The sequence below is a fragment of the Nonomuraea sp. NPDC049714 genome, assembly GCF_044465295.1.
Taxonomy (GTDB): domain Bacteria; phylum Actinomycetota; class Actinomycetes; order Streptosporangiales; family Streptosporangiaceae; genus Nonomuraea.
In genome coordinates this window covers 1-22,410 of the sequence record NZ_JBITLM010000029.1, presented here as the reverse complement: position 1 = coordinate 22,410, position 22,410 = coordinate 1, and the positions used below count along the sequence as shown (strand labels likewise).

Annotated in this window: 15 protein-coding genes; 9 read left to right on the top strand and 6 right to left on the bottom strand. The window is 69.0% G+C overall.

Features of this window, described 5'->3' with window-relative positions; translation table 11 throughout:
- Positions 1 to 6: 6 nt before the first annotated feature.
- On the bottom strand, positions 7 to 3,135 hold the full coding sequence (locus ACIBQX_RS50310) for an AAA family ATPase (RefSeq protein ID WP_397017816.1): 3,129 nt from the start codon (positions 3,133 to 3,135) through the stop codon (positions 7 to 9).
- A gap of 133 nt (positions 3,136 to 3,268) precedes the next feature.
- On the opposite strand from ACIBQX_RS50310, the gene ACIBQX_RS50305 reads away from it, so the two are divergent.
- From ACIBQX_RS50305 to ACIBQX_RS50285, 5 genes are all read left to right on the top strand, one after another.
- A complete protein-coding gene (locus tag ACIBQX_RS50305; protein WP_397017815.1) occupies positions 3,269 to 4,039 on the top strand; it encodes a GNAT family N-acetyltransferase in 771 nt (256 codons plus the stop codon).
- 34 nt (positions 4,040 to 4,073) lie between these two features.
- Positions 4,074 to 5,087 (top strand): ketol-acid reductoisomerase, encoded by a 1,014-nt coding sequence (gene ilvC, locus ACIBQX_RS50300; protein WP_397017814.1) that lies wholly within the window; start codon positions 4,074 to 4,076, stop codon positions 5,085 to 5,087.
- A 129-nt stretch (positions 5,088 to 5,216) separates the two neighbouring features.
- Positions 5,217 to 6,863, top strand: coding sequence for a BTAD domain-containing putative transcriptional regulator (locus tag ACIBQX_RS50295; protein WP_397017813.1), 1,647 nt, complete (start codon positions 5,217 to 5,219; stop codon positions 6,861 to 6,863).
- A gap of 106 nt (positions 6,864 to 6,969) precedes the next feature.
- Positions 6,970 to 8,577 (top strand): aldehyde dehydrogenase family protein, encoded by a 1,608-nt coding sequence (locus ACIBQX_RS50290; RefSeq protein WP_397017812.1) that lies wholly within the window; start codon positions 6,970 to 6,972, stop codon positions 8,575 to 8,577.
- A gap of 13 nt (positions 8,578 to 8,590) precedes the next feature.
- On the top strand, positions 8,591 to 9,148 hold the full coding sequence (locus ACIBQX_RS50285) for a hypothetical protein (protein WP_397017811.1): 558 nt from the start codon (positions 8,591 to 8,593) through the stop codon (positions 9,146 to 9,148).
- 21 nt (positions 9,149 to 9,169) lie between these two features.
- Here the strand turns inward: ACIBQX_RS50285 and ACIBQX_RS50280 are convergent, their stop codons facing one another.
- The 3 genes from ACIBQX_RS50280 to ACIBQX_RS50270 are packed head-to-tail and all read right to left on the bottom strand — an operon-like array spanning position 9,170 to position 14,725.
- Positions 9,170 to 9,973 carry a hypothetical protein gene (locus ACIBQX_RS50280; protein ID WP_397017810.1) on the bottom strand — a complete coding sequence of 268 codons (804 nt, stop codon included), beginning with the start codon at positions 9,971 to 9,973 and terminating at the stop codon, positions 9,170 to 9,172.
- Positions 9,974 to 10,019: 46 nt separating this feature from the next.
- A complete protein-coding gene (locus ACIBQX_RS50275; protein ID WP_397017809.1) occupies positions 10,020 to 11,489 on the bottom strand; it encodes an aldehyde dehydrogenase family protein in 1,470 nt (489 codons plus the stop codon).
- A 32-nt stretch (positions 11,490 to 11,521) separates the two neighbouring features.
- Positions 11,522 to 14,725 carry an ATP-binding protein gene (locus ACIBQX_RS50270; RefSeq protein ID WP_397017808.1) on the bottom strand — a complete coding sequence of 1,068 codons (3,204 nt, stop codon included), beginning with the start codon at positions 14,723 to 14,725 and terminating at the stop codon, positions 11,522 to 11,524.
- A gap of 128 nt (positions 14,726 to 14,853) precedes the next feature.
- Here ACIBQX_RS50270 and ACIBQX_RS50265 point away from each other — a divergent pair, with 128 nt between their 5' ends.
- Genes ACIBQX_RS50265 through ACIBQX_RS50255 form a run of 3 tightly spaced genes read left to right on the top strand, consistent with a single transcriptional unit; the run spans position 14,854 to position 18,594 of the window.
- Complete coding sequence (locus ACIBQX_RS50265) at positions 14,854 to 15,342, top strand: (2Fe-2S)-binding protein (RefSeq protein WP_397017807.1); 489 nt, start codon at positions 14,854 to 14,856, stop codon at positions 15,340 to 15,342.
- A complete protein-coding gene (locus tag ACIBQX_RS50260) occupies positions 15,335 to 16,324 on the top strand; it encodes an FAD binding domain-containing protein (protein WP_397017806.1) in 990 nt (329 codons plus the stop codon). Before ACIBQX_RS50265 ends, ACIBQX_RS50260 begins: the two co-directional genes overlap by 8 nt.
- On the top strand, positions 16,321 to 18,594 hold the full coding sequence (locus tag ACIBQX_RS50255) for a xanthine dehydrogenase family protein molybdopterin-binding subunit (protein ID WP_397017805.1): 2,274 nt from the start codon (positions 16,321 to 16,323) through the stop codon (positions 18,592 to 18,594). Before ACIBQX_RS50260 ends, ACIBQX_RS50255 begins: the two co-directional genes overlap by 4 nt.
- A gap of 128 nt (positions 18,595 to 18,722) precedes the next feature.
- Here the strand turns inward: ACIBQX_RS50255 and ACIBQX_RS50250 are convergent, their stop codons facing one another.
- A complete protein-coding gene (locus tag ACIBQX_RS50250; protein WP_397017804.1) occupies positions 18,723 to 19,907 on the bottom strand; it encodes a mannosyltransferase family protein in 1,185 nt (394 codons plus the stop codon).
- A gap of 752 nt (positions 19,908 to 20,659) precedes the next feature.
- On the opposite strand from ACIBQX_RS50250, the gene ACIBQX_RS50245 reads away from it, so the two are divergent.
- On the top strand, positions 20,660 to 21,244 hold the full coding sequence (locus ACIBQX_RS50245; RefSeq protein WP_397017803.1) for a CHRD domain-containing protein: 585 nt from the start codon (positions 20,660 to 20,662) through the stop codon (positions 21,242 to 21,244).
- Positions 21,245 to 22,159: 915 nt separating this feature from the next.
- Here the strand turns inward: ACIBQX_RS50245 and ACIBQX_RS50240 are convergent.
- Positions 22,160 to 22,345 (bottom strand): hypothetical protein, encoded by a 186-nt coding sequence (locus ACIBQX_RS50240; RefSeq protein WP_397017802.1) that lies wholly within the window; start codon positions 22,343 to 22,345, stop codon positions 22,160 to 22,162.
- Positions 22,346 to 22,410: the final 65 nt, after the last annotated feature.

Below are 22,410 nucleotides of genomic sequence, written 5' to 3'. Positions count from 1 at the left end.
CCGCTGTCAGCCGAGGCCGGCCAGGAACGTCTCGGCGCGGCGGGCGAACAGGTGGGCTCCACGCGCGATCGAAAGCTCGCGCGCCTGTTCGCCCGCGCGCCGAACGGCGGCCTCCGGTTCGCCGCGGGCCTGAAGCAGCCGCGCCCGTTGCAGGAGGATCAATCCTTCCGGATAGCGCTGACCGTAGGCGTCCAGGCAGAAGTCCGCGCGGTCGAGGGCGGCAGCGGCCCCGACCGTGTCCCCGCTCATCAGCCGCATCTCGCCCAGCAGCCCGAACCAGGTGGCGACGCATGAACGCGGTGGGTCGAGGAGGTCCGTGGCGATGATCCGCTCGGCCTCCGCTGTGGCCCCGGCGGGGTCGTCACCGGTCATGGTCAGCGCCCAGCATCGTGCCAGCCGCTGGTAGGTGCCGAGGTAGGCGAAGGACAGTCCGGGATCCGCGGCGATCCCCAGCTCCGTCACGCCCAGCGCCTCGACCGGATCACCCGTCAGCGACGCGATCCGTGCGGCGAAGGTGGCCCAGATCGTGCGCACGTACGGGTCGTCGCCGGTCGATCTGTCGAGCATGCCGAGCATCTCGCGCGCCGCGTCGAGGTCACCGTGCAGCGCGGTGACCTCCGCGAGCAACCCGATCATGATGAGCAGGAGATCGTGCCGGACCGGATCCTCGTCACGTTGCGCGAGGTCGAGGAGGACGTCCTTGGATCGGCTGAGGTACCGGTACGCCTCCCCGATGTCGCCAAGGTGCCACTGGTAGATACCCCAGGCCTGCAGACCGCTGGTCGACACGAACGGGTCGGCGGACGCCTCGCCCGCGTCCAGCAACCGGCGGGCCAGCGGGCCGCTGCGGTCGAGCTCGATGGCCTGGGCATGAGCGGCCCACCGGGAGTAGAGAAAACTCGCCGCCTCGACCTCGCGGCCGAGTTCGCGGGCCAGGCGCTCGGCCCGCTCCAGCTGGGCGAACGATGAGAATCCGTACATCGATCGCATCCCGAGGACGGCGGTTAGTTGCGACAAGGCGGACAGCTCCAGTTCGGCGAGACCCGCCGTCCGTGCCACCTGTGCGGCTGACAGCAAATGCCGTTCGGCGGCTTCGAGCGCGGATTTCCCTGCCGCGCTGCGGCCCGCGCGTACCAGGGCGGTGGCGGTGCGGGCCGGGTCGGCCAGCGGTCCGGCCGCCCACAGATGGTGCGCCAGACGCTCGGCGGTGGACTCGCCACCGGCCGTGGCGATCTCCAGGGCGTCCGAGATCTGCAGATGCAACTGGCTGGTGCGAGGAGTGGGTGTCGTACCGACGACCGACTCGCGGACCAGGTCGTGCGTGAAGCGCAAGGAGTAAGGATTCTCCGGCGTCGACTCGATCATGCCGAGGGCCGCCACCGACTCGAGGCGTTCGAGACAGCTCTCGACCGTGAGGTGGGCCGCGCGGGCCAGGAGGCCGAGGTCGATGTCCCGTCCGATGAGGGCGGCGGTCCTGAGCAGATCCCGGGCATCGGTGTCGAGGCCGGACATCCGGTCGATCACGATGTCGCGTACGGTGGCCGGAACCGCGCCGGCGGCATCGGTGAGGGCGCCGTCGTGGGCGAGCATCCGGGACAGCTCCCGGATGAAGAACGGGTTGCCAGCGGTGCGGGCATGGATGCCGCGGGCGGCGTCGGGATCCGGATCCAGTCCGGTCTCCAGCCGGACGAGTTCGATCGCCTCGTCCGGGCCGAGCGGGCCGAGCCGCACGCGACGATGGCCGGACACCCGGCTGACCGCGGCGAGCGTGCGCGACAGCTCCGAGCCGGGGGCGGGGGCGCGATCACGGAGTGCTCCGATGACCGCGGTGCGGGCGGGCAACCTGGCCGCCACGTGGCTGAACAGCTGGAGCGAAGCGATGTCCGCCCACTGGAGGTCGTCGAGGACCAGGAGTACGGGCCGCCGCGCGGAGGACGCGCTGATGACGGTGACGACCTGCTCGAACAGCCGGAACCTGGAGCCGCTGTCCGGGATCATCGGTACGGCGTCCGCGTCGTCCGGCGCCTCGACGAGCCGTCCGAGCTCACCGGCGTGCCACTTCACCCGCTCGGGGGCGGCCAGATTGTCGAGGAGGGCGCCGATCACCTGCACCCATGGCCACATCGACGGTGTCCCGTCGCCGTCCAGGCAGCGGCCCCAGACGACGAGCGCTCCCTGCCGGTCCGCCTCGGCGGCGATCTCCTCCAGCAGGCGGGTCTTGCCCACGCCCGGCTCGCCCTCGACGACGCCGATCCCGCTGCCGCTGCCGCCGGCGAGCGCCGGTCCGAGCGTTCGCCGGAGCGTCGCGAGTTCGTCGGCCCGGCCGACCAGCCCGCCGGTCGTGGGCGGTTCATCACGGCTCGCCCCGCCGGGGACTGCGACGGCCTGCTTGAGCACCTGCGCATACGCGGCCTGGAGCGCCTGGCCAGGGTCGATGCCGAGTTCCTCGTCGAGGCGGGTGCGGACCGTACGGAAGACCGCCAGCGCCTCGGCGCGGTGCCCGGCGGCGCCGAGAGCGGTGACAAGGCTCGCCTGCACGGGTTCGTGCAGCGGTGCGATCGACGCGGCCAGCTGGAGCGCGGGGAGCACGCGTTCCGGCCTGCCCAGCTCGACCGCCAGCCCGGCGGCGGTCACGCATACGTCGAAGACCTCCGCGTCGAGCGCCGCGAAGATCGGTATCCCGGCGGTGCGATGGGAAAGCCCGCTGCCCGCCGGGCCGTTCCAGTGGCCGAGTGCCGCGACGTAGTGGCCCAGAGCTTCCTCGGGTCGCTCGGTCCTGGCCGTGGCGACGAGTTCGCGGAAGGCGATGAGGTCGAGCGTGCCGGGGCCGGCGGTGCACAGGTAGCTGTTCCCGCGCCGGTGGAGGTAGGCGCCGGTGTCGCGGGCGGGAAGCCCGGGTTCGAGTACGCGCCGGAGGGCGCCGATGTACTTGTGGATGACGTTGATGGCGGAGGCCGGAACGTCGTCCTCCCAGATCAGATCGATCAGGTCGGCGGTGCTGACCGGCTGTCCCGCGCGGGCGAGGAGAACCGCGAGGAGATAGGCCTGCTGGCGGGGACCGGGATCCCGTTCGACGCCGTCGCGCCAGATCCTCGGCGGGCCGAGTATCTCCAGCCGCAGAGACTCACCAGCCACCTGCCGCCCCCCGGACAGATCTACGCATTCAATGTTGCTCGTAGGCAGGGTACGCAGTCCGGATCCGGGATGCCAAAACCGGGTTCAGGTGGAAGGAAGAAAGTCTCAACTACGCACCGTTAGCGTCGCGACCATGCTGAAGTCACTCTCCATCCGCGAGCTGCAGCCACAGCTCGCAGCGAATCGCCGGTACTGGACCGGCCTGGCGGGTGCGGGGAATGCCGACGATCCCGGTGCCGGCCTGCCGATCTACCGCACGGGTATCGCACATCTTCTGATGAACGGGGTCCTACGGGTCCGCGACGTGCCGCTCGACGACGCGGTGACCGAAGCGCGGCAGCGGCTTGACGGCTCGGTGTGGGCCTGGTGGGTCGGCGCGGACAGCGCCGAGGGCACCGCGGAGGGGCTCATGGCGCGGGGCGCCGAGGAGATCATGACCCTGCCGATCATGGCGCTGGACCTTGATGGCACCGCGATGTACGAAGCGCCGGGCAGCGACCTGAGGTTCCGCACGATCACCGAGGCCGCGGAGATGGCCGAGTACGTCGCCACGTTCGCCGCACCGATGGGCATCGTGACCGACCTCGATCTGGTCACAGAGCGCGAGCTCGGATTCGGGGACCTCGACGTGATCCGCCGGGCCGCGGTCATCGACGGCCGCATCGTCGGCACCTGCACGCTGTCGCTCGGTACCGACGTCGCCGCTCTCTACTGCATCGCCACCACCCCCGATCTCCGCCGGCGTGGCATCGCCACCGCCCTGACCCTCGACGCGCTGCGGATCGCCCGGAACTCCGGCAAACGCATCGCCACCTTGCAGTCAAGCAGCGAGGGCAGGCCGGTGTACCGGCGGATCGGATTCGAGACCGTTTCCCACTATCGCCTCTTCGCCTTCGGCGCGTAGGCAAGTCAACCGAGAAAAAGATCGAGAGGAACCCATGTCCGCGCAAGCTTTCTACGACGACGATGCCGACCTGTCCATCATCCAGGGGCGCAAGGTCGCGGTGATCGGGTACGGCAGCCAGGGCCACGCGCACGCACTGTCGCTGCGCGACTCCAGCGTCGAGGTGGTGGTCGGCCTGAAAGAGGGCTCCAAGAGCCGGGCCAAGGCCGAGGAACAAGGCCTGAGGGTGCGGACGCCGGCCGAGGCGTCGGCGTGGGCCGACGTGATCATGGTGCTGGCGCCGGACACCGCTCAGCGCACGATCTACACCGAGTCGATCGCCCCGAACCTGACCGCCGGCAAGGCGCTGTTCTTCGGGCACGGGCTGAACATCAGGTTCGAGCTGATCAAGCCGCCGGCCGGCGTGACCGTGGCGATGGTGGCGCCGAAAGGTCCCGGTCACCTGGTCCGCCGCCAGTACGTGGACGGCAAGGGCGTGCCGTGTCTGGTGGCCGTGGAGCAGGACCCGACCGGCGAGGGCCTGGCGCTCGCGCTGTCGTACGCGAAGGCGATCGGCGGCACGCGCGCCGGCGCCATCCGGACGTCGTTCACCGAGGAGACCGAGACCGATCTCTTCGGTGAGCAGGCGGTGCTGGCGGGCGGCGTGTCCGCGCTGGTGCAGACCGGGTTCGAGGTGCTCACCGAGGCCGGGTACACCCCGGAGATCGCGTACTTCGAGTGCCTGCACGAGCTCAAGCTGATCGTGGACCTGATGTACGAGGGCGGCATCTCCCGGATGCGCTACAGCATCTCGGACACCGCCGAGTTCGGCGACTACGTCAGCGGCCCGCGCGTGATCGACGGCCGGGTCAAGGAGGAGATGAAGAAGATCCTCTCGGAGATCCAGTCAGGCGCCTTCACCAAGCTGCTCATCGCTGACGACGACGCCGGCGGGCCGGCGCTCGCCAAGTACCGCGAGGAGGGGGCCGCCCACCCGATCGAGGTGACCGGAAAGGAGCTGCGCGCCATGATGTCGTGGGTGGACCGCCCGATCACCGAAACCGCCTGATCCCAGCGAGGTGCCCGCGCCCGGCCGGAGCCTGCCGGCCGGGCGTGCCGGTTCAGTGATCGTCCACACTTCTTCAAGTTCATCTCATTACGGTTGCCGGAGTTCTGGCATCGAGGAGAAGGACGATTTGTGACCGACGGCGATCCGGGGCCGGGCGGCCCTCAGACGCTGCGCCTTCAGGTGATGGGCCCGCTGCGGGTCTGGCGTGGGGACACCGAACTCGACGCGGGTCCACGTCAGCAACGATGCCTGCTGGCCCTGCTCCTGGCCCGTGGGGGCCGGCCGATCGCCATGACCGACCTGATCGATCTCATCTGGGGTCCAAAGGCGCCGCCCAGCGCGGTCAATGTCATCCACAAGTACGTAGGCGCTCTGCGCCGGCTGCTCGAACCGGGCCTGCGTGCCAGGGCCACGGGCAGTTACCTCGTCCGGCAGGGCAACGGCTACCGTTTCCTGGCCGGCCCGGAGACCCTCGACCTGATCGCGTTCCGTCAGCGCGTCGCCGCCGGGCGGGCGAGCGCCGCCGCGGGCGATGTGGAGCAGGCGCTCGACCGTTACGCCGACGCCCTTCTGCTGTGCCACGGCCACGCGGGCGAGGGCCTGTCGGAAAGCGCCGCCGCCATGGCGACCTTCGCGACCGTCGACGGCGAGTTCTACGCGGCGGCCGCGGCCGCCGCGGAGATCGCCACCCGTGTTCGCCGGCCCTCCCCCGTGCTCGCGCCGCTGCGGCTCGCGATGAAGATGGGGCCGCTCAACGAGCCCGTGCACGCGAGCCTGATGACCGCCCTGGCCGCGGCCGGGCACCAGGCCGAAGCGCTGGCGGTGTATCGGACGATCCGGCACCGCCTGGCCGAGGACTTGGGCATCGACCCGGGCCACGATCTCCAGGAGGCCCATCGGCGGGTGCTGAACCAGACGGTGGCACCCGCCGGGGAGAATCCGCCGCTGCTGGAGGCGGGAAGAACGGCAGCTGTTCCGCTGGTGCGCCCAGCTCAGCTGCCGCCGGATCTGCCGTTGTTCGCAGGCCGCGAGGCCGAACTGGACGTCCTGCGCGGCCTGGTCGCGGGTATGCGCGACGAGCGGCGGAGCAGCCCGCTGGTGGTGGCGATGGACGGTATGGGTGGCGTCGGCAAATCGACGCTGGCGACGCGTCTCGCGCACCTGGTCGCCGCCGAGTTCGCCGACGGGCAGCTCTATCTCGACCTTCAGGGGGATCAGGACCGGGAGGCGGGCCTCCCGGCCCGCGACGCGCTGCCTTCGCTGCTGTACGCGCTGGGCGTTCCCGCGTCGAACATCCCGGACACCTGCGACGCGCGGATCGGCACCTACCGCAGCCTGACCGCCGGTCGGCGGTTCCTCATCCTGCTGGACAACGTTCGCGACTCGGAGCAGGTCCGGCCGCTGCTGCCCAACTCGGCCGGCAGCCTGGTCCTGATCACCAGTCGCCGGCCGCTCACCGCGCTGGCCGCGTTCGACGGCGCTCACCTGGTACGGGTCGACGTGCCCGACCTGTCGTCGGCCCGGGCGCTGCTCGCCCGCCGCCTGGCCGAACTGCCGGACGGGGCCGGAGCCGAGTCCGCCGATCCGGAGATCATGGACGAGATCATCGAGCTGTGCGGCCGGTTGCCGCTGGCCCTCGCGGTTCTCGCCGCGCGGCTCATCGCCCGCCCGCGCCTGTCGCCGGCCACCCTGCTCGCGGAACTGCGCGACGGCGCCCGCCGCATCGAGGACTTTCCCGGCGTCCGCGATCCCCGTACGACCTGCTCCTGGTCGTAACGGCAGCTCAGCGGAAGTGAGAACAGATCCACGATCCGTTCATAGTTCCTCCACTGGTGCTCCCTAGGTTGATGCCGTTGAGGAGCGATGGATCGAAGGGGAGACAATGAAAGCCGCAGAAGCCGTCGATTGGGTGGACCCCGGCCGGTGGAAAGCCACTCCGGCCACAGTTCGGCTGAATCTGCTCAAGCAGATCCGGCGCGGCATCGACCGGTATTTCGACGAGCTGGTGAGCGCCGACTGCGAGGCGAAGGGCATCGACCGCAGCGTGGCGGCCAACGCTCACCAGGTGGGCACGAGCGTTCAGGCCACCGTGGTACCGGTGGCCGCCAACGTGTCGGCCGCCATCGCCCTGTACGAGGGCCTGGTCAAGGGGCGGCCGCTCCAGCCGCTCGCGGTGCGTCCGGCCGGCGACGGCCGCTTCGACATCCGGGTCGGGCCCCGGGGCAGGGACCGTCTCCTCAACGGGGACCGGGCGGACATCCTGCGCGTCATCGGTGAACCGCGCAGGACCGATCCCTACCAGAAGCCCGGCGGCATCGTCGCCGTGCTCGGCGCGGGCAACTTCGCGTCCTCACTTGAGATGATCAACGCCCTCTTCGTGGACAGCTGTGCCGTCGTCCACAAACCCCATCCCCTCAACGTCGGCGCCGATCTGGTCTGGGAGAAGGTCCTCCAGCCCCTCGTCGACGCGCACGCGCTGGCCTTCTGCGACGTCGAGGAGGGGCCCGCGCTGACCCGCGACCCTCGCCTGACGAAGATCTACTTCACCGGCGGGGCGCCCTCGGCCAAGGCGATCATGGCTGCGACCGACACGGAGCTGGTCTCCGAATGCGGCGGCAACAACCCGTGCGTCATCGTCCCGGGCGACCGCAGGTGGACCGCGAGCGAGATCCGTCACCAGGCACTCCAGATCGCCACCATGGTCAAGATCAACGGCGGTTCCGTCTGCGGGCGCGTTCAGACGCTGGTGACCAGCCGGCACTGGCCGCAGCGGCGTGAGTTCCTCGACGCCGTCACGCTCGCCCTGCGGGACCAGACTCCGGCGACCACCACCTACTACCCCGGGGTGGACAAGACCTTCGCCACCTTCCAGAACGCCTACCCGGACGCGCGGATCATCGAGTCGCGGGACCACGCGCCCGCATCGCGGGTCCTGGTGATCGAAGACGTGGACCAGGACGGGTTCGCCGTCCACCACGAGGCGTTCTGCCAGGTCATGTCCGAGGTCGCGCTCGACGTGGCGCCCGACGCCGAGACGTTCACGCCCGCCGCGGTCGCCTTCTGCAACGAAACCCTGCTCGGCACTCTCGCCGTGACCGTCCTGGTCGACGAGGACACCAGGAAGGCCCACGCCCCGACCGTCGACCGCGCGGTCACGCAACTGCGCTACGGCGCGGTCGGCGTCAACACGATGCCACCGACGGTCTGGACGAACCCCTATCTGACCTGGGGTGGCAACGAGGAAGGGCAGGAACTCGTCTCCGGTCACGGCAATTTCGGCAACGTCCTGGGCTACGAGAACGTCGACAAGTCCATCGTCGTCAGCGGGTTCACCTCACCGGGTCATCTGATCAACGACCGTAAGCAGGGCTGGCTCGACCTGTCGGCCCGCTTCACCCGCTACACGATCGACCCGACCTGGAAGCGTCTGTTCGCGCTCGCCGGCACGGTGCTACGCCTACGTCTCCAGCGCCCCGACTTCCAGTCCTGATGAAGGGAACCCCTTGAACGCCGTTGACACTTCGGCCGCGCCCGGCCTCGGGCCTGTGCTGAGGCGCCTCTACCTCGCGCGCTTCGGATTCGCCCTCGTCTGGGCGGTCCTGCTGTTCCTGACCGCGTCGGATCTCGGCCCGGTCAGTTCCACGCTGCTCGTGATCTACCCCCTGTTCGATGTGGCCGCCGCCGTCATCGACGCCCGGTCGTCCAGGGCGACCGGTTCGCCCGCCGTCCTGTACGTGAACATCGCCGTCAGCACGCTCGCCGGCGTCGGCCTGGTCTTCGCCGTCACCTCCGGCATCCCGGCGGTCCTGCGGGTGTGGGGCGCCTGGGCCGTCGTGTCGGGGCTCGTCCAGCTCATCGTCGGCATCGGCCGCCGCCATCTGAACGGACAGTGGCCGATGATCATCAGCGGCACGATTTCCATGCTCGCCGGTGCGTCCTTTGTGCTACGGGCCGGTGGCGAGGGCGCGTCGCTGACCAACCTGGCCGTCTACGCCCTTCTCGGCGGCGTCTTCTTCCTGGTCTCCGCTCTCCGGCTCGGCCGTAAGGCCAGGCACCGCTGATCCGGCGTCCGCGCCACCGGTTCAGACCGCGGGGAAGCGCGGCCACCGCCGCAGGTCCGCGGCGACACCGGGGTCGATCGCGTGGATCGCGTCGATCGCCTCGTCATGGGTCAGCGGCGGTCCGTTCAGCAGGTCGATCAGACGTCGCAGCGCGGTGGCCTCCGCGTTCGCCCACAGCCGCTTGGTGAGCGTCTGAAGCCCGAACTCGAACCAGACGTAGTTGCTCCCGTCCAGCTCGGGCGCCCGGAACATGTCCTCCAGTTCGTACAGCGGCCACTGCCGGGACCCGCCCCAGACGATCCAGACGACGGTGAGCAGCGCCTCCTCGAGTTCGGGCTCGACCTCACTGACGTACCCCTGCAGCGCCAGGTTGGCGAGCATTTCCCGGAGCCAGAACGTCGCCGGATTCGCCGGCTCGCCCCACGGGTGCAGGTAGTGCCCGATCTCGTGGGACACCAGCAGGTCCGCGAAGCCGCTGAGCGTCACCGGGTCGCCGTAGACGCGACACAGCTCGGCCCGGTCGTGGTCGGAGAGGACCGGCGCGACCGAGTCGAGCACCACGTTCCAGAATGGCGCCGGTTCCTGCCCGACGACGATGCGATCCGGTTCCGCGTGCGGCATTCCGTACAAGGGGAACGCCGCCACGGCAGCCCAGTCGTCGGCGCCCACGACGTACAGAGTGGGGATCTTGAACTCCCCGACCACCTTGTTCAGCCACTCGACCATCCGCTCGGCCTGGTCCGCGATGGACCGGCCGCGGGCGTCCCCGCCCCGGCTCGCGTGGACGGGGAAACTCCAGCCCTCAAGGGCATTCAGCTCGTTCATGGCACGAACGTAGTGCGGGGTTGTGGAGAAGGACTGACAGCCCGGTTCAGAAGGGGCCGAGGTCGAGGCTCACGGTCTTGACCTGGGTGTATTCGTAGATGGCGGCGGCGCCTTTCTCCCGGCCGTACCCGCTGCGCTTGTATCCCCCGAAGGGGGTCTCCTGGGTCATGACGCCACCGTTCACCGAGACCTGACCCGCCTCGATCAGGTGTGCCGCGCGCAGGCCCCGGGAGGCGTCGCCGGTCCACACGGCTGCGGCGAGTCCGTACTCGGTGTCGTTGGCCAGCGTGATGGCCTCGTCGAAGTCATCGAACGGGAGGGACACGAGCACCGGTCCGAAGATCTCCTCGCGCGCGATGCGCATGGCCGGCGTGACGTCCTTGTACACGGTGGGTGCGACGTAGCGTCCCTGGGCGGCCGGTCCCTGGTGGTAGCAGGTGCCGCCGGTCAGGGCGGTGGCGCCTGCTTCGGCGGCGGACTCGAAGAAGCCGAGGACCTTGTCGAACTGTGGTTCGGTGATGATGGGGCCGAAGTCCACGCCGGGCTGCGTCCGTTCGAGGATGGCGCTGACGCGGCCGAGCAGCGCGTCCTGGGCGGAGCGTTCGACGATCAGCCGGGTGGTCGCCGAGCAGACCTGCCCGGAGTTCATCAGGGCTGTCGCGGCGGCGGCGCGGGCGGCGCGGTCCAGGTCCGCGTCCGCGAACACCACCAGCGGGGACTTGCCGCCGAGTTCGAGGGTCAGGGGGATGATGCGTTCGGCGGCGATCCCGGCGATGACCTGGCCGGTCGGGACCGAGCCGGTGAAGGTCACCTTGCGGACGGCGTCGTGGCGTACCAGCGCCGCTCCGGCGGCCGGGCCGGTGCCCGTGACGACGTTGAGCACGCCGTGCGGAAGGCCGGCCGCCGAGGCCAGGCGGGCGAACCTGAGGGTCGCGGCCGAGGTGAATTCGGAGGGCTTGAGTATGACCGTGTTGCCGGCGGCCAGTGCCGGAGCGATGCCGCGGGAGGCCTGGTTCAGCGGCCCGTTCCACGGGGCGATGATGCCGACCACGCCGAACGGTTCGTGCCGGGTGTAGGTGTGCTGTCCTGGTCCTTGGTCGATGGTCTGGCCGTGCAGGGTGCGTACCACGGCCGCGTAGTACTCGAAGTAGTCCGCGCAGGAGAGCATCTCGGCTCGGGCGTGGGCGATCAGCTTGCCCGTTTCTGCGATCTCCGCCTCGACGAGTTCGTCGAGGTTCTCGCGGACGGCCGTACCGACCGCGTGGAGCAGTTCGGAACGTTCCGCAGTGCTCGTCACGGCCCAGGCATGACGAGCCGCCGATGCGGCGGCCGCGGCGGCATCGACGTCACGCCCGTCGCCGTCGGCGATCTCGAAGGAGACGCTGCGATCGACGGGACTGGTCGTCGGCCGGTAGACGCCACCGGCCGGGGCGACCTCCCGTCCGCCGATCCAGTGGCCGAATCGCTCGGTCCCGCTGCTCGTGGCGCCGACGGCGTCAAGGGTCTCACTGGTCACTGACACGACCTCCAAAGATCATCTTTCTGGCGTCAGCAACCTACGTGCGGCGACTTCCTATTCAGTGGATTCGTGGTGTGTGCGATCTCGGCGAGGAACTTCTCGGCACGCCGCGCGAACAGATGCGCCCCTCGTTCGCTGGACAGTGCCACCGCCCTCTCACCGATCTCGCGGACGACCGAGGCCGGCTCGCCGTGCGCCCACAACTGCCGCGCCCGCAGCAGGAGGAGCAGGCCCTCCGCGTAGCGCTGGCCGTGATCAGCGAGATACCGGTCGGCGCGGTCGAGGGCGGCTGCCGCCTCGTCCGGCATCCGGGCCGACAACAACATGTCGGCGATGAGCCCCACGTGGAATGCCAGTCCGAACCGTGGCGGGTCGGCGAGGGTCGTGGTCAGGATCCGATCGGCCTCGGCCGCGGCGCCCGCGGGATCGTCGCCGGTCAGGGCTCGTGCCCAGCAGGTGGTGATGCGCAGGTACGGGTCGACGTTGGAGTGCAGGTGCTCAGGGTCCGCGGCGATCCAGGGCTGCGCCGCGGCCAGCGCCCAGCCCGGATCGCCGGCCATCGCCGCGGCCATGCCCGCGAAGTGCGCCCAGACGGCGATCGAGTACGGGTCGTCCCCGGCGGCCGCCCGCACCCCGTCGAGCAGGGCATGGGCCGCACCCAGGTCGTCGGAGATCGTGGCCACCACCGCCGCGAGCAGCGGCCCGAACGGACGCAGATCGGTCCGGAGGGGACTGTCCCCGGTGACGGGGACGCTCCACATGATCCGGTTGCCGTCGTTCAGCTGCCGTACGGCTTCGCCGATGTCGCCGGCCTCCCATTGGTGCTGGCCCCGGGCCTGCGAGCCGTACGCCTTGACTATCGGGTCGAGCGAGACGGTGCCCTGCTCATGCAGCCTGCGTGCCAGTTCGGCGCGGTCCGGCCGGACCGCGCTGTAGGCCTCGACCATACGCATGAAGAGAAAGTCGGCGGCGTCCCCTTCCCGGCCGAGACCACGAGCCAGGTTCTCAGCGCGTTCCATCATGGGGTGGAACGGATCCTGGAACATCGACTGCCGCCAGAAGACCGTGGCGACCGACGACAACGCGGACAGCTCCAAGTCGGCCAGCCCCGCCGCACGCGCGACCCGGACAGCCGACAGCAGATGCCTCTCGGCGGCCTCGAACGCGGACTTGAACGCCGCTCGGGCGCCGGCGCGGACCAGCGCACGTGTGGTGCGTGCGGGGTCGGCCAGCGGGCCGGCCTCCCACAGGTGAAAGGCGAGGCGTTCGGCGGCGAGCTCGCCAACCGGGCCGGTGCCCTCCAGCGCCTCCGCGATGCGCAGGTGCAGCCGGCCGGTCTGAGCGGGCGGCGTCTTCCCTGCGACGGACTCGCGGACGAGATCGTGGGCGAACCTCACGGAGTACGGATCATCCGGCGCGGACTCGATCATGCCGAGCGCCTCGACCGGCGCCAGGAGTTCGAGGCAGCCTTGCACGTCGAGCCCCGCGGCTCGGGCCAGAAGATCGAGGTCGACGTTCCGGCCGATGAGAGCCGCGGTCCGGAGCAGGTCGCGGGCGTCGGTGTCGAGTCCGGACATCCGGTCGAGAACGACGTCGTTCACGGTCTCGGGCACCGCCGGGTGAGCGGCGGCCCCATCAGTGAGCCCGTCAGTGAGCCCGCCGGTCAGCGCACCGCCGCCGGCGAGCATCCGGGACAGCTCCCGGATGTAGAACGGGTTGCCCACCGCACGCGCGTGGATGCCGCGGACGACCGCGGGCGCGGGGTCCTGCCCGGTCTCGTGCCGGACGAGCTCGGCTGCCTCGATCGGATCGAGCGGGCCGAGCCGGATGCGCCAGTGGCCAGGTACGCGGCCGGCCGCGGCGAGTGCACGCGACAGCTCGGTACCGGTGACGGGCGCGCGGTCGCGGGCCGCTCCGAGGATCACGGTCCTGGCCGGCAGCCGGGCCGTGACGTGGGTGAACAGCCGGAGGGACGCGGCGTCGGCCCATTGCAGGTCGTCGAGCACGAGCAGCAGGGGACGTCGTGCGGCGGCCTCGCCGATGACGGTCACGACCTGTTCGAACAGCCGGAACTGGAGACCGGCGTTCGGCAGGACCGGCGCGGCGGCCGGGGCATCGTGCGGTCCGACGAGCCGGCCGAGTTCGCCCGCGGTTAACCTCTGCCGCACGGCGGCGGGCAGGCTCTCGACAACGGCGCCGATCGCCTGCGTCCAGGGCCACAACGAGGGTGTGCCGTCCCCGTCGAAGCAGCGACCCCAGACAGCGAGCGCGCCACGCCTTTCCGCCTCGGCGGTCACCTCCTCCAGCAGGCGGGTCTTGCCTGCGCCGGGCTCGCCCTCGACGACGCCGATCCCGCTGCCGCCGGTGCCGGCCCGGCGTACGGCCTGCATGAGCGCCCCGAGCTCCTTGGCGCGGCCGACCAGGTCGCCGCTCGTGCCCGCCCAGGCTTTGGCTCCATAGGTAGTGGTGACCGGCATCGCGTTCCGCGTCAGCGCCTGATGATGGGCCGCCCGCATCGCCGGGCCGGGGTCGATACCGAGGTCGTCGGCGAGGCGGGCGCGGACCGCGGCGACGACGGCCAGGGCCTCCGCCTGGTTCCCCGCAGCGCTGAGTGCGGAGACCAGACTCGCCTGCACGGGCTCGTTCAGTGGCGCCATCGAGGCGGCCAGCTGTAGCGGAGGCAGGACCTTCGCCGGTTGCCCCAGAGTCATGGCCAGGGTGGTCGCTGTCACACACACGTCGAAGAACTCCGCGTCGAGGGCGGCGAAGGCAGGCTCTGCGGCTGTCCGGTGAGCGAAAGCGCTGCCCGCCGGACCGTGCCAGCGACCGAGCGCTTCGGCGAGAAGGCCGAGCGCCCTCTCGTCATGCTCGGATTTCGCCCGGGAGACGAGGTCGCGGAAGGCGACCAGATCGAGGGTCTCCGCGTTCGCGGTGATCAGGTAGCTGTTTCCGCGGCGGTGCAGGAAACTGCCCGCGGCACGTGCGGGTAGCCCGGGTTCGAGCAGGCGGCGCAGGGCGCCGACGTACTTGTGGATGACGTTGAGCGCGCTGGCAGGAGCCTCGTCGCCCCAAATCCGATCGATCAGCTCGGACGTGCTGACCGGCCGTCCTACGCGAGCGAGGAGCAGGGCCAGAAGGAAGGCCTGCTGACCGGGGCCAGGATCGAGCTCGACGCCGTCGCGCCAGATCCGGAGCGGGCCGAGAATCTCCAGGCGCAGGAGCCCATCGACCATCCCATCGCCCCCGGACCTACGTGTGCTCGTACACGACGTACGCGGGTCCGATATTACCGGGCTGCCGGCACGATCAAGAGTTTGTTCAGTCCAGGGCCTTAGCGTTTGTGCCCATGCCTACGACGCTTATGAGTTTCGACCCGCCGCTGGTTCGTACGGCGGTCCAGGTCAACGGCATCGAACGGAAACTGGAGTGCGACGCCCGGCTGACGTTGCTCGATGCCTTGCGTGACGTCATCGGCTTGACCGGGACGAAGAAGGGATGTGACCAAGGCGCGTGCGGCGCCTGCACGGTACTGCTGGAAGGACGCCGGGTCCTGTCGTGCCTGACTCTGGCGGCACAGTGTGACGGCCGGCAGGTCACCACCATCGAGGCTCTGGCCGGCGACGACCTGCATCCGGTCCAGGCCGCGTTCATCCGGCGCGACGCCTTTCAATGCGGATTCTGCACCTCCGGTCAGATCATGTCCGCGGTGGCGTTGCTGGACGAGGGCCGGGCAGGCTCGGATGACGAGATTCGCGAGTTCATGAGCGGCAACCTCTGCCGGTGCGGAGCGTATCCGAACATCGTCGCCGCGATCCGCGACGTCGCCGACAGGCGAGATCACGATGCGTGAATTCGAATTCGTCCGGTCCGAAGGGGTCGAGCAAGCCATCGAACTCGTGACCGGCGACCCCGACGCCGCCTACCTCGCCGGCGGCACGACGCTGATTGACCTCATGAAGGACGGGGTTCTGCACCCGCGGCGCGTCGTCGATGTCACCCGGCTGCCGCTGCGGGATGTGATCCGCACGAACCGCACCATCACCGTCGGCGCTCTGACGACGATGGAGGAGCTCGCCGCCGAGCCGGTGCTGGCCGAGCGCGCGCCCGTCCTGCGCGAGGCACTGCTGGCGGGTGCGTCGACGCAGTTACGCAACATGGCCACCATCGGCGGGAATCTGTTGCAGCGTGCCCGGTGCCGGTACTTCCGCGACCCGACGGTAGGGGCGTGCAACAAACGCAGCCCCGGCACCGGTTGTGCCGCCGTCGTCGAGTCGGCTCGGATGCACGCCATCCTGGGCGCCGGCGAAACCTGTATCGCCCTGCACGCTTCGGATCTGGCCGTCGCCCTGGTCGCTCTCGACGCTGTCGTCCACCTTCAGGGCACGACGGGCACTCGGCGGGTGCCTCTGACCGAGTTCTACTGCGTTCCTGGCGATTCCCCTGAGCGGGAGAACGTCCTGGAACACGGGCAGCTCGTCACCGCGGTCGAGATTCCGTTACCGGCGGCCGGAACCGCCTCGGGGTACCTGAAGATCCGCGACCGGGCATCCTACGAATTCGCGCTCGTCTCGGTGGCCGCGGTTCTGGAGATCCACGACGGCATCATCCATGACGCCCGGCTGGGGCTGGGCGGCGTCGGCACCATTCCCTGGCGGGCACACGCCGCCGAGAAGCTTCTCCAAGGCGCACGTCCCGGCACAGGGATGTTCCGGGCCGCTGCGGCGGCCGCCATCCGCGACACCTTCACCGTGCCCGGTACGGCCTTCAAGGTCGAACTGGCCCGGCGCACGATCGAGCGGGCGCTGAACACCGTCTCCGGAGGGACATCATGACGCCCGAGTCCCGGGTCATCGGCCTCGGCCTGGATCGCGTCGACGGACCGGCGAAGGTCACCGGCGCGGCCACGTACACGATGGACGTCACCGCTGACGGGCTCCTGCACGCGGCACTCGTCCGCAGCACTTTCGCGGTCGGCACCATCACCTCGATCGAGACCGCGCAGGCGGAGGCCGCTCCGGGCGTCGTCGCGGTCTTCACCCGCCACAATGTGCCGCGCTTGAAGAAGCCGTCCTGGAATCTGCTCACCCCGCCGCCTCCGGTGCCCTTGCAGGACGGCTCCGTGCATCACTACGGGCAGTACGTCGCCATGGTCGTCGCCGAGACTCATCAGCAGGCGACGGCGGCGGCGGCCTTGATCCGGGTCGATCATGAAGCCGCCGGCGCTTCTCTGAGCCTGAACGCCCCGGCGCTCAAAAGCCGGACGAACCCGTACTTCCTCGACGCCAAGCGCGGTGACGCCGAGTCCGCGCTGGCGGCGGCCGACGTCGTGATCGACGCGACGTTCACCACCCAGGCGAACGCTCACAATCCGCTCGGGCTCTTCAGCACGGTCGCCCGCTGGGACGGTGAGCACCTCATCGTTCACGACTCGACGCAGAACCCCTACCTGATCAGGGACAGCCTGGCCAAGGTGTTCTCCATCTCCAAGGACAAGGTCCAGGTTCTGGCGCCGTACGTCGGCGGCGGGTTCGGCGCGGGTCTACGGCTGTGGCAGCACGTGATCCTCACCGCGATGGCCGCCCGCGCCGTGGGCCGACCGGTCAAGACGGTCCTGACCCGCCCGCAGATGTTCACGGGGATCGGTCACCGTCCGGCGACGATCCAGCGGATGCGCGTCGGGGCGCGCCGCGATGGCACCATCACCGCGATCGACCACGAGGCGACATCGACCGCCGCCAAGGTCGCCAACGTGCTGTACCCGGTCACCCTGACCACCCCGGCCACCTATCGGTGCGACAACGTGCGAGGCCGCGACCGCCAGGTGCGGCTCGACATCCCGTCCCCGGCGCACATGCGGGGTCCGGGCGAGGCCGAGGGCAACTTCGCGTTGGAGACGGCTCTGGACGAGGTCGCCTGCGCGATCGGGATGGACCCGGTCGAGCTGCGGATGCGTAACTACGCGAAAGTACACCCGCAGACCGGCCTCGCATGGTCGAGCAAGGCGCTCGACGAGTGCTACCGGCAGGGTGCCGAGCGCTTCGGCTGGGCCGGACGAACGCCGCAGCCGCGATCCATGCGTGACGGCCAGTGGCTCGTCGGGTACGGCATGGCCGGCGTGACCTACAGCCACTTCCAGGCGAAGTGCCAGGCATCGCTCACCGTACGCGACGACGGGACCGTGCTCGTACGCAGCGGTGCCACCGACATCGGTCAGGGCACCTACACAGTGATCACCCAGGTCGCGGCAGATGGTCTCGGACTGGATCCCGCGAACATCCGGTGCGAACTCGGCGACACCGGCCTGCCCCGTGCGCCGCAGGCCGGAGGATCAGGTCTGGCGACGGCGCTCAGCAATGCCGTGCACGACGCCACGGTGAACGCGATCGAAGCCCTGCTCGCCTCGGCGAGCGCGGACCCCGCGTCACCCCTGCACGGTTGCTCCGCCCGCGACGTGGCCGTGGCCGGCGGTCGCATCCACCGCGAGGACGACGCATCGCGCGGCGAGACCTACGTCGCGATCCTTGCCCGGAGCGGCCGCTCCGAACTCACCGTTGAGGGCAGCAGCGCGCCTTCGCGTGCTGAGATCGGCGCGCTTCTCGGGTCCTTCGCGGTCTCCCGCATGGGACGCGCCGGTCGGCGGCTGGTGGAAGCCACGCATGCGATCGCCCCGGCCGGCGCTTTCGCCGCCCATTTCGTGGAGGTCCGGGTCGATCCTCAGCTCGGCCGTCTGCGGGTGCAGCGGATGGTGTCCGCCGTCGACGCGGGCCAGGTGCTGAACGAGAAACTGGCTCGGAGTCAGATCATCGGCGGTGTGGTCGGTGGCATCGGACAGGCACTGTTCGAGGGGATCACCACCGACGTGGGGTCGGGACGCATCTCCAACGCGACCCTGGCCGACTATCTGGTCCCGGTGAATGCCGATGTTCCCGACCTGGATGTCGTCTTCGTCGGCGAGCCGGACTCGGACAACGCGGTGGGCGTCAAGGGGATCGGCGAGATCGGCCTGGTCGGGGTTGCCGCCGCCATCGGCAACGCGATCCATCACGCGACCGGCAAACGCCTGCGGTCGCTGCCGTTCACCATCACCGAGTTGATGGACTGACGCATACCGCGGCGGGCTCCTTCCGCCGCGCCGCCATCGTGGGCGCGGGCGGCGCCGCCCTGATGACCGTCCTGGCCGCCTGCGCCGACACGCGACAGCAAGGAGGGGGTTACTACAGAGGTCGTCCGTCACCCCGCCCAGTCCCCATTGAGGAAGAGGGCGGTATGGAGCAGCATGAGCGGCCCAAGGATAAGGGCGTAGAGCGCCATCACCCACGCCTTCCTGGTCGCGACCTTGGCGATCAGCACCCACAGCGGGAAGTAGAGCAGCAGCGAGCGCGGGATCGACAGGTAGTACGTCGATGTCAGCAGGGCCGCGGCCTGCGTCCCGACGTAGACGGCCTCGCTCCACCTGCGCAGCACGAGCAGCCAGACCAGCACGCAGACGGCCACCACCGCCCCGACGATCTCCATCCTGAAGCCCACCGAGAAGTCGCCGGTGCCCATGGCCTCGCGCCAGGACGTCTGCCATGCCCGCCAGGGCCAGGCGAAGTTGCGACCCCAGCCGGCCTCCTGCGCGTGCTTCCAGGCCAGCCAGTCGCCCGACCTGCTGTAGTGGTAGGCCGAGTAAACCGCCAGCGGAACGAACGGCAGCGCCAGCCACCCCGCCCGCCGCGGCGACTCGCGGCGTACGCAGAACTCCACGATGAGCGCGAGCGCCAGGAACAACCCCGTAATGCGCATGCAGGAGGCTCCCGCGGCCAGCATGGCGGCTTGTGGCCAGCGACCGTGCCGGGCGGCCAGCCAGGCGGGAATCGCGAAGGCCAGGAAGATCGACTCGCTGTAGCCCGCCGTCAGGAACACCACCGTCGGAAAGAGCAGCAGTGCCAGCACCGCCATCCAGCCCGAAGCGCCCTCGGCCTCGGCCAGCCGGGCCAGCGCCACCATGGCCACCGCCCCGGCGGCCAGCGAGATCAGCATCCCGGCCGCCGTCCAGTCGGGAACCGCGCGGTGGATCAGGCGCATCAGGAGCGGCAGCCCGGGAAAGAACGCGGGCAGCCCAGGGTCATGGGGTTGGCCGGGATCGCCGTCGTAGCCGTGCTCGGCGATCGTGGCGAACAACACGACATCCCACTTGCGCCACTTGTCCACGTACTGGCCGAGCGCCGTTCCGAGAAGCGTGGACACCAGGATCCCCACGCGTGAACCGAACCAGAGCAGCAGCGCGTCCCGCCGGGCAGAGCTAGTGATCACCGGAGCGCGGGAGCCGCCGGCATGAACCCGGTCACGGGCGCCCTCGCGGAGCTCACCTCCGACCTCAGCGGGCACCTCCGCGGGCGGAGTGACGGAGACACCGTAGGATCCGGTCCTCATGCTTTCCCGTCCTCGGTGGGATGCTCCCTGCTGCCCTGATCAACAGGTTTGCGACGATGGACTCCCTGCAGGCCGGCATCGCGCCGATGCCGTACGGCGTGCTCATCGTTGACCTCCTCACCCAGTTCGAGCTTTGAATGGGCGTGGACGCACGGTAAGCCGTAGCTGCCGTGCGAGTCGGAATGCATCTGACGGATCATTGTGGTGAGTTGTTCATTGCGGAGCTCACACGGCGACCCGTGTACGTAGTCGCTTGTTGCGGCGGCGAAGCCCGGCGAGCTTCTTGATGGCCGTTCCACCTGCTGCATGATCTTCCCTGCTGGATACCTTCGGGCCATCTCACAGGACACGCATGCGCGCGCACTGTAAGACCTGACGCAGGCAAGATGCATCGATCAAGCGGAAAGTTCGGTTTCAGCTCCATCATTTCGCGGGCCTCTCGGCGAGGCGTACTTGATAATTACTGGACAGGAAGTTGACCGCGTCGGCCAGGAGACTTCCTCAGAACTCCGCGATTGACTAAATCCATCAAACTCGCCGCAACGGTCACCTGCACGCGGGAAGGTCGAATGTCATTAGTTGATGACGAGTGAACCATCACTTGATTCGCCGCCGATTCTACCGATACGAAACTCCGTGTGGCATTCATCACATGCCGAAAGTTAATTTCTGCACAGAACAGCCACTATCGTCATCCCTACTGTCTTCGGTGACCGAAATGCCGCAGGAAACGTCAAGAAAGAAGGATCACGATGAGGAAGTTGACGCAGGTGGAGCAGAGTCGAACGGCGTGGCGGCGCGCAATTGCGGGCGCGGCAGCGGGAGCGGTCGCGGTGATGGCCGCCGGCACGGTGATCGCCACCCCCGCACTCGCCGCATTCCAGCCCGCCAAGGCGGTCGCGCCCCCTGCCATGCACAGCCATGCCCACCTGACAAGCACCAGCACGACCAAGAAGTACTACTTCGCCGCCGGACTCCTCGGCAGGAACGAGGTGCGAGAACCGGGCAAGAAGGTGAACGACCGGAACGGCGTCGCCGCTGCCAAGTTCCGTATCAACGGCAACCGCTTCTACTACTTCGTTCAGTGGAGGAACACCGGCAAGCCCACCGCCTTCCACATCCACAAGGGCAAGGCAGGCGTGAACGGCCCTGTCGTCATCGACCTGCTGTCCAAGGGCACCATCCGCGGTAACACCAGCTTCGGCTCCGTTGCCGTCAAGAGCAGCCTGCTCAGGGACATCAAAAGGAACCCCGGAAACTGGTACGCCAACTTGCACACCGCCCAGTTCCCCGACGGCGCGGTCCGCGGCCAGCTCCACACCCACGGCCGCTGGTAGACCGATCTGCGACGGGCACTCCGCATTGGGAGTGGAGTGCCCGCACGCCTGCCCCATGAGGGGAAAGGCGGAGGTTTTGGGAGCGGCCTGGCCCAGGAGGAATGGACGCCGCGGATCCCATGAAACGGCTCTCCAGCGCCAGATCCACTCCGAACTCCAACTCTTGATCAACGGGCCGTTCTCTGGCCGACGACATGATCCGCACTCGCGGACGCAAATCACCGGCCGACGGCTGCTCAACAGTTGCTCATACGGCGTTCGACCTACCGTGAAACTCGAGCCTTATTACGAAAACCTGTCCGCACGCAGCAGCGCAAAATCCTGGACAAATGACGCATGATGCCTATGGTCAAGAACGCACGATTGCTCGGCGGTTGCTCGTGTGCAGGCGCCACAGCATGGCACGCGTCGGCACAGGCCGACACGACTACGGGAAGAATCCTGGGCACAGCGGCACAAACCAACACTGCACGACACTGAGCGACACCAATCGAACCGACTCATAATCCGTGGGTCGTGGGTTCAAGTCCCACCCGCCCTACTCACCAATACCGCGTTCTACCTGGGGTTTCTCAGTTCTCGCCGGCCTCGGATCTCGTTTTTGATCATGGCTGGTTGCTCGGTGGTTGCTCTTGTGTGCGGACCGTGTAGCGCGGTAGATCATTTAGAGCGGCAATGTCAGCTCAGACCTCCGAGACGATCATCGGAAGACCAAGCCAGAACGTCTCTGCGGGCTGGTCGGTCAATGATGACCATGCTGACGGTCAAGCATCGCCCGAGCTGGCAGTTCTGCCGAGTGGCCCTCTCATGACCAGCGGATAAACGCTCCGCTGGTCCATCCGCTCGGCAGGTGACACCCCGGACAAAAAGGCGGGCCCGCTGACGTGTCAGCGGGCCCGCCTGGGCTTCGATGGTTCAGATGGTGGTGTCGCCGGTCGTGACCGGCAGGTTGATCAGACGTGCTTTCCGGCCGCTGGCCGTTGCGGTGCTGATGAGCGCGGCGGTGGATTCGGCAGCGGCGCGGGCGACCTCTGGATAGACGCTGGTGTAGGTGTCGCGGGTGAAGGTGGAGGTGGAGTTGCCCCGGTTCGATAGACACATCAGGGCTTGTGACTACGCGGCAGCATAGTCGAGGTCGTGGGCGTTGTTGAGCGCGTGTCGGCGTT